Source organism: Klebsiella sp. CTHL.F3a (genome assembly GCF_019890895.1).
GTDB classification, from domain to species: Bacteria; Pseudomonadota; Gammaproteobacteria; order Enterobacterales; family Enterobacteriaceae; genus Klebsiella; species Klebsiella grimontii.
The window spans coordinates 3,202,581-3,214,801 of sequence record NZ_CP082360.1; the positions used below are offsets into that span (position 1 = coordinate 3,202,581).

Sequence of the window (12,221 nt, forward strand, 5' to 3'; positions counted from 1 at the left end):
GGCTAGCCGGCCACGATCAGCCGGGGATGAATATGCGTTAACGCTTCGCGCGTCGCTTCCGGCAGATGACTATCGGTAATGATATCGGTGAGTGAGTCGAGATGCGTGATATTAAACAGCGACCAGGCGCCGTATTTGGAGCTGTCCGCCAGCAGTATGCGCCGCCGGGCGTTGGCGATTAAGTCGCGCTTCAGCGCCGCTTTCTCTTCCGTTGGCGAGGTGACGCCCTTCTCCAGGTCCCAGCCGTTGCAGCTGACGAATGCCAGATCGGGCCAGATATTCTGCAGCAGGCGGCGCCCGTGATCGCCGATGCAGGACTGGCTGCTGTCATCGATGCGCCCGCCGATGATCGTCACTTCAATTTGCTTAAACTCTGACAGGAACAGGGCGATATGCAGGTCGCTGGTGATCACCCGCAGCGGCAGATGGGTAATTTGCCGGGCCAGTTCAATCATGGTGGTCCCGGCATCGAGGACAATGGCGTCCCCGGCCTTAACCAACGCCGCCGCCGCGCTGGCGATGGCGTATTTTTCCTGCAGGCTACGCTGGGATTTCTCCTGCGTGGTCGGTTGTGCTGGAATAAACCGGTTGAGGGTCACGCCGCCGTGCGTTCGGCTGATCACTCCTTCCTGATCGAGCTTAATCAGGTCTCGGCGAATGGTCGCGGGCGAGGCGTCGGTCACCGCCACCAGTTGGTCCACTGTCACCAGATTATGGCTCTTGAGATAATCCATAATCTGCTCTAACCGGTTATATCCCTTCATGTTATTCCTGTGCGATTTGCATGGCGAGCTCAATAGAGGTAGTCATGCTGTCAGACTTAGCTTTACCTGTCCAGGCAATATCAAACGCCGTGCCGTGGTCGGCGGAAGTGCGAATAAACGGCAGTCCGGCGGTAATATTCACCCCATCATAAAACCCAAGCAATTTTAGCGGAATATGTCCCTGATCGTGATACATCGCGACCACCATATCAAACAGCCCTTCGTGGCACTGCATAAACACCGTATCCGGCGGGCACGGTCCGGTCACGTTGAGCCCTTTAGCTTTCATTGCGTCAACCGCCGGCCCGACGATGCGGATCTCTTCATCGCCAAACAGGCCGTTTTCCCCGGCGTGAGGATTAACCCCGGCGACGGCGATACGCGGCTGGCTATAACCCACCCGGCGCAAGAAGCTATCGGCAATACCAATCACCGTCTCCACCCGCGGCTGGTTCAGGTTATCGAGGAATTTACGCAGCGCCACATGGGTGGAGATATGGATAACCTTGAGCTTATCGGTATACAGCACCATCGCGAAATCTTTGGTCTGCGTCAGATGAGCCAGCATTTCGGTATGCCCTGGGAAATGGTGCCCGGCCAGATGCAGCGCCTCTTTATTTAACGGCGCGGTGGCGAGCGCGAACACTTCTCCGGCCATCGCCAGGTTGGTCGCCCGCTTGATGCAGCGGTACGCTAAATCACCTGCCTGTGCCTGTACCTCGCCCGGGCGCAGTCCCTGCGGATCGGTCAGCGGTTCGTCGATAACGTTGATGACGCCAGGACTAAACCGCGCCTGTCCCGGATTATCAATGATTCGCAGCTCGGCGCGGGGGGTGATCTCCATCGCCAGGATCCGCCGCAGCGTCCGCGCGCAGCCCACCACCACCACCGGCGCGCCGTTCAGTTTCCCCTCCGCCAGGGATTTAATAATAATTTCCGGGCCAATGCCTGCCGGATCTCCCATCGTTACCGCTATGATGTTAGTCACTCATTTTCTCCTCAATAAAGTTCACGACCTCCAGCAGGGTGGTTTCCGTTCCGAATCCGCCTGCCTTAGTCATTACCGGCCGCTGCCAGCTGCTACCCAGAAAATTGCCGTACGGCACGCACTGCGCCACCCGACCCGTAATATGAAATCCGCTGGCCCCCAGCGCCTGCGCGACGGCGATGGCCACGTCGCCGCCGGACAGATATAGCGCCCCCGGCTGGCGCTGGGCGATGGCCCGTTCGCTGACCTGCGCCAGATACGCGCAGATACGTTCGCCAAGCGCGGTGCGATCGACGCCGTGCTGACGGCACAGGGCATCAATGCCCTTTCGCGCCTCGCTATCGGGACGCGTGGTGACGACGCAATGATTATTTTCACTCAATACCGCGGCGATGCGTCGGGCGTCAGCGTCGACATCGCCGCCAAAGGCCATCGCGACATCAATTTCTACGCGAACAACGCGCGGATGCGCCTCAAGCCGGGCGACCTGCTGTTGCGCGATCTCGCTCATTGAACCGACAATCGCCAGCAGCGGTCCGCGCGGTACGGCAGCCAGCCGACGCGCCAGGGCGTCACACAATCCTGCCGACCCCGCCAGCAGCACTTTCCGATCGCAGGCCGCGACTGCCTCGATAATGGCGTCCAGTTGCCGATCCTCTTCGGCGTCCACGATCAATACTCGCGGTACATCGCCCGTCTGCGCCAGCGCGGTCGCCAGGGTATCGACCGTCGCCCTAAGGCAGCGCAGCTCGCTTTGCTGTGCCACCACGTCGGCGATATCCGCGCTGCCGACCGGCGTTTTCGGGTCGGTGGCGAACTCGGTTTCATTGACCGGCAGGCCGCGCACATAGCACAGCCCCTCTCGCGTCACCCGGCCTGCCGCCGGGAAAGCCGGGGCCAGGACCGCCACGGAGCACGCCAGAGCGCGCATCGTCGCCTGCAGTTCGGCGCCGAGGTTGCCGCGCAGGGTGGAGTCGATTTTCTTCACCGTCCAGCGCGGCTGAAAACGCGGCAAGATAGCCTGCAAGAGATACGTAATACGCCGTGCCGCTTCTGCGGCGGGCTGCGCGCGGCTGTCGCTATTGAGGATCAGCGCCTGCGCCTCTCCCCGATAGCGATCGGAAAACGCCACTTCCGCCCGCATTCCCGTCTCCGCCAGGCTGACGCCGGCGTCATTAGCGCCGGTGAAGTCGTCCGCCAGAACCAACACCTTATTATCCCCGCTGCCCATCGCTTTCCCTTTTATCACTGTTCGACATTGATAATGATTATATTCAATCACAATTGATTAAATGTGAGCAATCTCAAGTTATTAAATCGCCGTATAAATTATAACTTCACCCCACAATGTGAATGGCACGCAGAACGGATGATTAAATTTAATCATTCATAAAAGAGGAGAAAAAAGTGGCAACCATTAACAGCACTCTGATTAGCGGCGCGGGCGCCTTTACCGCCCTGCTGCCGCTGCTGGCGGGCAAGCGGCGCATTTTGCTGGTCACTGACGGCAACGTGGGCAAACTCCATGCCGCGCAGCAGATCCGCGCGCTTCTGCAGGATGAGGGGCGTCAGGTGCAGATCGTGGATACGGTGCCCGCCGAGCCGAGCCAGCACGATATGGCGCAGATTCAGCGCCTCGTCAGCGCCAGCGAGCCGCAGCTTATCGTGGGGATTGGCGGCGGTAGCGTTCTGGATGTGACCAAGCTGCTCTCGGTCCTGCTGCATCCCCGCTCACCGGGGCTTGACGCGCTGCTGGCAGGCGAAAAACCGCAGCAAAAAGTAACCTCTCTGTTAATTCCCGCCACCGCCGGGACCGGCTCAGAGGCCACGCCGAACGCAATTCTGGCTATCCCGGAGCAGAGTACCAAAGTGGGCATTATCTCCCCGGTTCTGCTGCCGGATTACGTTGCCCTGCTGCCGGAATTGACCACCAGCATGCCCGCACACATCGCCTCCTCTACCGGCATCGACGCGCTGTGCCACCTGATTGAGTGCTTTACCGCCACCGTTGCCAATCCGGTAAGCGATAACGCGGCGCTGATTGGCCTGCGCAAGCTGGTACGCAATATCGAGCTCTCGGTGACCGAGCCGCAGAACCTGAGCGCGAAGCTGGAGATGCTGTGGGCCTCTTATTATGGCGGCGTGGCGATCAACCATGCGGGTACCCATCTGGTTCATGCCCTCTCCTATCCGTTGGGCGGCAAATACCATCTGCCGCACGGCGTGGCGAACGCGATTTTGCTGGCGCCCTGTATGAAAGCGGTGCGCCCGCATGCGGTGGCGAAATTTGCCCAGGTCTGGGATCTGATCCCTGAGGCCGATCTGACGCTCAGCGAAGAAGAAAAATCTCATGCGTTGGTCGCCTGGCTGGCCGCGCTGGTGAAACGCCTACAGCTGCCAGACAACCTCGCCGCGCTGGGCGTGCCGCCGGAAAGCATCGGCGAGCTGAGCGAAGCGGCGCTAAACGTCAAACGTTTACTCAATAACGCGCCGTGCAGCGTTAACCAGCAGCAGGTCGAAGCGATCTACCGCACCCTATTTCCACAGCCATAACACTCGGGAAAGATGAATATGAGCAATGCAATTACCGGCGTACTGACCGCCATCGTGACGCCCTTTACCGCCGAGGGCGCGGTAAATATTCCGGCGCTGAAGCAGCAGGTTCAGCGTCAGCTCGCCGCCGGCAACGGTATTTTCTGCGGCGGGACCAACGGCGAGTTTTTTGTGCTCAATGAAGCGGAAAAAGTCGCTGTCGCTAAAGCCTGCGTGGAAGAGGTCGCCGGTCGCGCGCCAGTGGTGGCGCATATTGGCGAAGTGTCGACTCGGGAAACCATCCGTTTGGGTCAGCAGATCGAAAAACTGGGCGTCGATGCGGTCTCGGTCATCACCCCGTGGTTTGTCCCGCTGACGCAGGATGAGCTTATCAGCCACTATACGGCCATCGCTGACGCTCTGAGCGTACCGATATTCCTGTACAACATCCCGGCACGTACCGGCAATACCATCGAACCTCAGACCGCGCGGGTTCTGGCGCGGCACGCCAACATCATCGGCGTCAAAGACAGCGCCGGAAGTTACGAAAGCCTGACGGGATTTCTCGATGCGGCGCGAGGCATTGCCAATTTCGACGTGCTGAATGGCCCCGATTCGCTGATTCATCAGGGATTTATTGACGGTTGTTCCGCCTGTATTTCCGGGCTGGCCAACGTCGCGCCGAAAGAGATCAACGCCATCTGGGCGCGCTTTAACGCCGGCGATATTGATGGCTCCCGCCATGCTCAGGAGAGCGTGACCGGGCTGCGTACCGATCTGTATAAAGTGGCGTTCTCGCCGGCGGCAGTAAAAAAAGCGCTGCAGCTGATGGGTTTTGCCGTCGGCAACAGCCGCTATGCGGTCAGCTTTACGCCAGCCCAGTGCGAACAAATCAAAGACATTATCGCCAGGTATATTTCCTGAACACACCAGGAATACCGGGTTCGATCGTCGGTGCCGGTTACAGGAATAAACAGCACCGACACTCTTGACGATTATTTATAACACGTCTTACGCTGTGTAAGGGATGTTGCCATGTTTATCTGGATGCTGGACCCTGAAATAGGGTTGACGCTAATCACGCTGACCTTCCTGGAGATTATTCTCGGGGTCGATAATATTATATTTCTTTCACTGGTGGTGGCGAAACTCCCGCCCCATCAGCAAAATCTTGCCCGCAAGTTAGGGCTCAGTGGCGCAATGATCATGCGCGTGTTATTGCTGGTGTCGATTGCCTGGCTGGCGCACATTACGCTGCCGCTATTTACCATTGCCCATTTTGTCGTTTCTGTGCGCACGATTATTTTATTTGTTGGCGGTTGTTTTCTTATTTACAAATCACTGCAGGAAATACGCGGCGAGCTTCAGCCGGAAGTAGAGTCGCACAGCGACGGCCTGCGCCAGCTCTCGCTGGCCGGGGCCATCATCCAGATTATGCTGCTGGATATCGTCTTCAGCCTTGATTCTGTTATTACCGCAGTCGGTCTATCGCAGCATATTTTTATTATGATTACAGCGGTCATTATCGCCGTCGGCGTAATGATGTTGGCGGCGAAAACCATCGGCGATTTTGTGAATAATACACCAACCATGAAAATGCTCGCATTAACCTTCCTGCTGCTGGTAGGGATATTACTGGTGGCCGACAGTCTGGAAATACACATTGCGAAAGGCTACCTCTATTTTGCTATTTTCTTTTCGCTGGCGGTAGAAACGCTAAATATTATTCGCAGCAGAAAAATCATTAAAGCTTCACAGCAGCAAGACGCTTACGTCTCATTACCGATCAATAAATAAAACCCTACTAAAATAACGGAGAGTGAATATGTCTGTAACCGCAGTTCGTGACGGTATTATTTCTCAGCACCCGCAGGATGAGCGCGTGGAAACCGCCATGCTCCCCTCATCCTGCCCGCAAAATCACGCGGCTAACCTGCTGCCGCTGCCGGACGGCTCGCTGATGTGCGTGTGGTTTGGCGGCACTCAGGAAGGCGTCGCCGATATCTCCGTCTGGGGGTCGCGCCTGCTCCCCGGCCGTCGCCAATGGTGCGATGCGGTCAAATTGTCCGACGACCCCAGCCGCTCAGAGCAAAATCCGCTGCTTTTTCTCGACCCGGATAACGTGCTGTGGCTGCTGTGGACCGCGCAGATCTCCGGCAATCAGGATACCGCCATCGTGCGCTACCGCCAGTCAACGGATCTGGGTCAGACCTGGGGCGACATTGCCACCCTGCTCGACAAGCCCGGCACCTTTATTCGCCAACCGATGACCGTTCTGGACAACGGCAACTGGCTGCTACCGGTCTTCTACTGCCGCACGCGGCCGGGCGAAAAGTGGGTCGGCAACGACGATATCAGCGCCGTCAAAATCTCCGCCGATAAGGGCAAAACCTGGCGTGACGTCGAAGTCCCGCACAGTCTCGGCTGCGTGCATATGAATATCACCCCGCTGCCGGGCGGCGTGCTGGTGGCCCTCTTTCGCAGCCGCTGGGCAGACAATATCTACTACAGCCAGTCGGTGGACAACGGGGAAAGCTGGTCAGCGCCTGAGCCGACGGTGCTGCCCAATAATAACTCGTCTATTCAGGTCACTACCCTTTCCAGCGGCGAACTGGCGCTGGTGTTTAACCCCATGAGCGCCGCCGGCGCGCTGGAACGTCGCGCGTCGCTTTACGATGAAATCGACGACGGCGACAGCAGCCGTAAAGAGCCAGAAGCTAACGGCGGTCGCTCGGCGTTCTGGGGCGCGCCGCGCGCGCCGATGACTGTCGCCCTCTCTGCCGATGGCGGTAAAACCTGGCCATGGCGGCGCAATCTCGATGAAGGCGACGGCTACTGCATGACTAACAATTCGCTGGATAAGCGCAATCGCGAGTTCTCCTACCCGAGCATTAAACAAGGGGCGGACGGCACGCTGCACATTGCCTACACCTGGTTCCGCCAGGCGATTAAATACGTGCATATCACGCCCGAATGGGTGAAGGAGTCCGCGCTATGATCGTCGGCAACCTTAACGCTCTGCCGCTGGCAGGGCTTCCCCCAGCGCTGCGGCAAATTCTCGCCCATCCGCAGGCCACGCTAGCGGCGCTGAGCGCCAGGAAAGACGGGCGCTGGCAGCCGGAAAACTGTCGCTGGTATTGCGATATCGGCGAAGCGTCCACCCAGCCCGCCGCGCGGCGTCACACCGAATATCACCATCAATGGGCCGATATTCAGGTGATGCTGGCAGGCTGCGAGGTGATTAACGCCGGAACGCTCCGCGTCGCGCAGGATAGCGATGAAGAGCGCAAACCGGATCTGTTTATCGCCCGCGATTGCCCTCTACCGGTATCCATCACCCTGCATGCCGGTGATTTTGCGCTATTTCTGCCCGGCGAACCCCACCAGGCGCTGTGCGCGGTAGACGCGCCGGTAACGGTACGCAAAGCCGTATTTAAAGTGCCGGGCGACATGCTGGAAGGGTAAATAATAAGGAGCAATAACGATGACAATGGAAATGATTCTGGCGCTGGGCATTCTGGTGCTGATGATCGTGCTTATCATGTCGGACAAAATGGCCTTTGGCGCACCGCCGCTGCTGGCCTGTCTGCTATTGGTTGTGACCGGGCTCGCCAACGTCCAGCAGGCTTTTGCCGGGTTTGTAAACTCCAGCGTCATCATGATCGCCGGGTTTATGGTGGTCATGGCGGCGCTGCAGAAAACGCGGCTGATAGGCAACGTCAAGTCCGCGATGGTGAATCTGGTGAACAGAGGCAGCTACAAAAGCTATGCTCTACTGCTATTGATTGTGATGCTCGGCGCCAGCCTGGCGGGTACTGGCTCAACCGGCTACTACGTGCTGATCCTGTCGCTGGTCTCGACGATCCCCTACAGCAAGAAGCTGCCGACCTCGAAGCTGATGATGCCGCTGGGATTCGCCACCAACCATCCGCTGTTTCCGGTTAACGTCGCGCTGCTGTTCGGCGTCACCGCGACGGTGCTGCAAACCGCCGGATTTAACGAAGAAATTTCGATGGTGAAATTCGCGCTGGTGAATCTGGTGATGTCGCTGGCGTTCCTGGCATGGTGCCTGCTTGCCTGGCGCTTTTTACCCGATCACCCAATAGCCGATGCTTCTGAAGAGGCCATGGCAGTGCGCGAAGAGGAAGCCGTCACCCTGCCCGCGTGGAAAGAGTACTGCACCGTCGGGGCATTCGCCGTCAGCGTGGTCGGCATGATGCTGATGAATCAGTTAGGCAATATCGCCTACGTGGTGCCGGGCCTTGCCGCCGCGTTCGTCATGATGATTAACGTCGTCGACTTCAAGGAGGTGCGCGATCATATGGGCGCGCCGGTTATCCTGATGATGGCCGGGGTTATCGGCGTCGCCGACGCGCTGGCGGGCACCGGGTTTACGGCAATGGTGGGCGATGCGGTTGCGGGCGTGCTCGGCTCCAGCGTCTCTCCGTTCGTCTTTATTTTTATCTTTGCGCTGCTGACCAGTACCTGCGCCACCTTTACCGGTTCGAACATGGGGTCGGTCTATATCTTCGCGCCGATTGCTATCGCCGCCTGCACCAGCCTCGGCCTTAACCCAACCGCGGCCGCTATTGCCGTGGTCATTTCAGGCTGGAACGGCGGCTATATGCCGATTGACGGCATGCCGGCAATGATTCTGGGAATGGGTAAATATAAATTGCCGGAATTCTGGCTATTTTCGGTACCCATGTACTTAATTCGAATTCTGGCATTATGCGTCGGCGCGATCGTTATATTTCCGATGTAATTAACGGATAAGCCCCATCGTCGTTTTACCCGCTTGTGGCGTTGGATTTTCGTCGCGTACGCAGGATACTTCCGCCTGGTCATCCACTCAGGCTCAGGATCGGCTGACCTCTCGCCGATCCTGTCTTATTATTACGGCCTGGCTAGCGCAGCGTGATGACGCCGTTTAAATAGGTCACCGCCTGGCCGCTCATCAAGACTCTTTCGCCCTTCAGCTGACAGCGAATATCTCCGCCGCGCGCGGAAACCTGACGCGCCAGCAGATGGGTTTTGCCCAGCTTCGCACTCCAGTATGGGATCAGCATGGTATGCGCCGAACCGGTTACCGGATCTTCCCACACCGCTTCGCCGGGTGAGAAAAAGCGGCTAACGAAGTCATATTCGCCGCTGCCTGCCGCCGTCACGGTCACTTTATGTTCACCGGGCGTCATCGCCGCAATGTTGGGCCGCAGGGCTTCGACCCGGTCACGAGAGGCAAGTTCGATGAGCCATGCGCGCCCCTTGCGGGCGTGGAGATAGCTGTCAATCCCCAGCGCGGAGAGCATCGCCGCGGGCGGCTCGCGCTCTTCGGTTTGCCCCGCCGGGAAATCCAGGGTCAGCCAATCGCCTTCGCGGCTCACGGTCAGCCGACCGGAAGCGGTCGCGAAGTGAATCACCGCATCAGGATAATCCAGGTGATGAAATATCACGTGCGCGCTGGCAAGCGTGGCGTGGCCGCAAAGATTAACCTCGTTGCGGGTGGTAAACCAGCGCAGCGCAAAACTATCGCTCTCAGGCACCACAAACGCGGTTTCCGACTGGTTGTGCTGTTGGGCCATTTTGAGCAGCAGCTCATCCGGCAGCCACTCCTTGAGCAGACATACCGCCGCCGGATTACCGGCAAAAGGCTGCTCGCTGAACGCCGCCACCAGATAGACAGGAACGTCAATCACCGGGCCTCCTTAGCGTAAAGTTATGGTGCCGATGAGGTAGGTCGTCGCCTGACCGCCGATCAGAACCCGATCGCCCCGCCACTGGCAGCGCAGGTCGCCGCCGCGGGCCGACACCTGCCGCGCCTGCATCTCCGTTTTGCCGAACTTCTCGCCCCAGTAGGGAATCAGCATGCTGTGCGCGGACCCGGTGACCGGGTCTTCCGCCACCGACTCGCCCGGGCAGAAGAAACGGCTGACAAAGTCATACTCTTCATCCGCGGCGCTGATACAGATCATTTTGCCAAGGCGCTGGAGCATATGCATGTCCGGACGCACGGCCTCGACCTGCTGGCGGTCGGCTAAAATCACCAGATAATCGCGCGCCACGCGAACTTCCACCGCGTCGCTCACCCCGAGCCCCGTCAAAAGTTCAGCTGGCGGCTGTTCAACGACCGTCGTCGCCCAGGCCGGGAAATCCAGCGTCAGCCAGTCGCCGCTGCGGGTGACGCGAAGCTCGCCGACGAAGCGGGTGCTAAACACGATTGTCGACGAGGGGTGGTCGAAATATTCAAAAATGACGTGCGAGGCCGCCAGGGTCGCGTGGCCGCAGAGGTTGATTTCGTACAGCGTCGTAAACCAACGCAGCTCATACCCCTCATCCGTACGCACAAAAAACGCGGTCTCCGACTGATTATGCTGCTGGGCCATTTTCAGCAGCGTTTCGTCCGGCAGCCATTCGGTGAGCGGGCAAACCGCCGCCGCGTTACCGCCAAAGTTACGATCGCTGAAGGCATCAACCAGATAAAAGCTAATTTCCTGCATTGTTCTGTCCCTCTTTTTTTTACTTATCGATAACATGACATAAACGGGAGAAATCCACACGTTTAATAGAAAAATTAATCCGTTAGTCGCAGAAACCTCGCCTCAACAAAAATGAGATGCAGATCACAAAATGATTGTATTTTCAGCAGCAATCGTTTTAAGATCGTCCCACTTCTTTCCTCTTTGTAACCAGCCCTGAACTTATGATGACAAATACGGTTTCACGCAAGGTCGCGTGGCTTCGCGTAGTCACGCTTGCGATTGCGGCATTTATCTTTAATACCACCGAATTTGCGCCCGTGGGCCTGCTGTCGGACATCGCCGACAGCTTTGGCATGGAAACGGCGCAGGTGGGGATCATGCTGACGATCTACGCCTGGGTTGTCGCCCTGATGTCGCTGCCTTTTATGCTGCTGACCAGCAAGATGGAACGCCGTCGCCTGCTGGTTGGCCTGTTTATCCTGTTTATCGCCAGCCACGTGCTGTCGTTCCTGGCCTGGAACTTCAACGTGCTGGTGATCAGCCGTATCGGCATCGCCTTCGCCCACGCGGTGTTCTGGTCGATCACCTCCGCGCTGGCTATTCGTATGGCCCCGCCGGGTAAACGGGCGCAGGCGCTGAGCCTGATTGCCACCGGTACCGCACTGGCGATGGTCTTCGGCATCCCAATCGGCCGTATTGTCGGGCAGTATTTTGGCTGGCGCACCACTTTCCTGGTCATCGGCCTGGGGGCGCTGGTCACCATGGTTTGCCTGATCAAGCTGCTACCTAAGCTGCCGAGCGAGCACTCAGGGTCGCTGAAAAGCCTGCCGGTGCTGTTCCGCCGCCCTGCGCTATTGAGCATCTATTTGCTGACGGTCATCGTGGTGACCGCGCACTATACCGCCTACAGCTATATTGAACCGTTCGTCCAGACGGTGGCCGGGCTGAGCGGCAACTTCGCCACTCTGCTGCTGCTGACCCTGGGCGGTGCGGGGATCGTCGGCAGCATCCTGTTTGGTAAACTCGGCAACCTGCATGCTTCCGGGTTGATTAACGCCGCGATTGGCCTGCTGCTGGCGTGTTTGCTGCTGCTGCTGCCCGCCTCGCACAACGCCAATCACCTGATGCTGCTGAGCGTCTTCTGGGGCGTGGCGATCATGATTATCGGTCTCGGTATGCAGGTGAAAGTGCTGGCGCTGGCGCCGGACGCCACCGACGTGGCGATGTCGTTGTTCTCGGGGATATTTAATATCGGCATCGGCGCGGGCGCGCTGGTCGGCAGCCAGGTCAGCAGCCATCTGTCGATGGCGTCTATTGGCTACGTCGGCGCGATCCCAGCCGTTATCGCGTTAATCTGGGCGGTGATGATTTTCCGTCGCTGGCCGGTATCGCTGGAAGATCACCAGCCGCATCACTCCTGATAGTTCGGCGTAAAAAAAGCCTGCCGGTTGCAAAATC

At 58.3% G+C, this 12,221-nt stretch carries 12 protein-coding genes; 7 read left to right on the forward strand and 5 right to left on the reverse strand.

What is annotated here, in order from left to right:
* Positions 1–2: 2 nt before the first annotated feature.
* Genes K7H21_RS15040 through dtnK form a run of 3 tightly spaced genes read right to left on the reverse strand, consistent with a single transcriptional unit; the run spans position 3 to position 2,983 of the window.
* Entirely contained in the window at positions 3–764 is a 762-nt protein-coding gene (locus K7H21_RS15040) for a DeoR/GlpR family DNA-binding transcription regulator (protein ID WP_004119899.1), read from the reverse strand.
* Between the two features lies 1 nt (position 765).
* Entirely contained in the window at positions 766–1,752 is a 987-nt protein-coding gene (locus K7H21_RS15045; RefSeq protein ID WP_049115657.1) for a D-threonate 4-phosphate dehydrogenase, read from the reverse strand.
* A complete protein-coding gene (dtnK, locus tag K7H21_RS15050) occupies positions 1,745–2,983 on the reverse strand; it encodes a D-threonate kinase (protein ID WP_142481862.1) in 1,239 nt (412 codons plus the stop codon). Before dtnK ends, K7H21_RS15045 begins: the two co-directional genes overlap by 8 nt.
* Before the next feature lie 176 nt (positions 2,984–3,159).
* Here dtnK and K7H21_RS15055 point away from each other — a divergent pair, with 176 nt between their 5' ends.
* From K7H21_RS15055 to K7H21_RS15080, 6 genes are all read left to right on the forward strand, one after another.
* Entirely contained in the window at positions 3,160–4,305 is a 1,146-nt protein-coding gene (locus tag K7H21_RS15055) for an iron-containing alcohol dehydrogenase (protein WP_142445804.1), read from the forward strand.
* An 18-nt stretch (positions 4,306–4,323) separates the two neighbouring features.
* Positions 4,324–5,208 carry a dihydrodipicolinate synthase family protein gene (locus K7H21_RS15060; RefSeq protein WP_142481860.1) on the forward strand — a complete coding sequence of 295 codons (885 nt, stop codon included), beginning with the start codon at positions 4,324–4,326 and terminating at the stop codon, positions 5,206–5,208.
* A 111-nt stretch (positions 5,209–5,319) separates the two neighbouring features.
* Complete coding sequence (locus tag K7H21_RS15065; RefSeq protein ID WP_004119877.1) at positions 5,320–6,081, forward strand: TerC family protein; 762 nt, start codon at positions 5,320–5,322, stop codon at positions 6,079–6,081.
* A gap of 28 nt (positions 6,082–6,109) precedes the next feature.
* A complete protein-coding gene (locus K7H21_RS15070) occupies positions 6,110–7,282 on the forward strand; it encodes a sialidase family protein (protein ID WP_112164911.1) in 1,173 nt (390 codons plus the stop codon).
* Positions 7,279–7,749 carry a NanQ anomerase/TabA/YiaL family protein gene (locus K7H21_RS15075; RefSeq protein WP_004119856.1) on the forward strand — a complete coding sequence of 157 codons (471 nt, stop codon included), beginning with the start codon at positions 7,279–7,281 and terminating at the stop codon, positions 7,747–7,749. Before K7H21_RS15070 ends, K7H21_RS15075 begins: the two co-directional genes overlap by 4 nt.
* 19 nt (positions 7,750–7,768) lie before the next feature.
* On the forward strand, positions 7,769–9,049 hold the full coding sequence (locus K7H21_RS15080; RefSeq protein WP_004119848.1) for an SLC13 family permease: 1,281 nt from the start codon (positions 7,769–7,771) through the stop codon (positions 9,047–9,049).
* A gap of 142 nt (positions 9,050–9,191) precedes the next feature.
* Here the strand turns inward: K7H21_RS15080 and K7H21_RS15085 are convergent, their stop codons facing one another.
* Together K7H21_RS15085 and K7H21_RS15090 are read right to left on the reverse strand one after the other, a co-directional pair.
* Positions 9,192–9,980: a PhzF family phenazine biosynthesis protein gene (locus K7H21_RS15085; protein WP_223035183.1), complete on the reverse strand. Its 789-nt coding sequence runs from the start codon at positions 9,978–9,980 to the stop codon at positions 9,192–9,194.
* Positions 9,981–9,989: 9 nt separating this feature from the next.
* Positions 9,990–10,781 (reverse strand): PhzF family phenazine biosynthesis protein, encoded by a 792-nt coding sequence (locus tag K7H21_RS15090; RefSeq protein ID WP_142473726.1) that lies wholly within the window; start codon positions 10,779–10,781, stop codon positions 9,990–9,992.
* Positions 10,782–10,984: 203 nt separating this feature from the next.
* Between K7H21_RS15090 and K7H21_RS15095 the strand changes: the two genes are divergently transcribed.
* Positions 10,985–12,184: a sugar transporter gene (locus tag K7H21_RS15095; protein ID WP_004119840.1), complete on the forward strand. Its 1,200-nt coding sequence runs from the start codon at positions 10,985–10,987 to the stop codon at positions 12,182–12,184.
* The last annotated feature ends 37 nt before the right edge of the window (positions 12,185–12,221 follow it).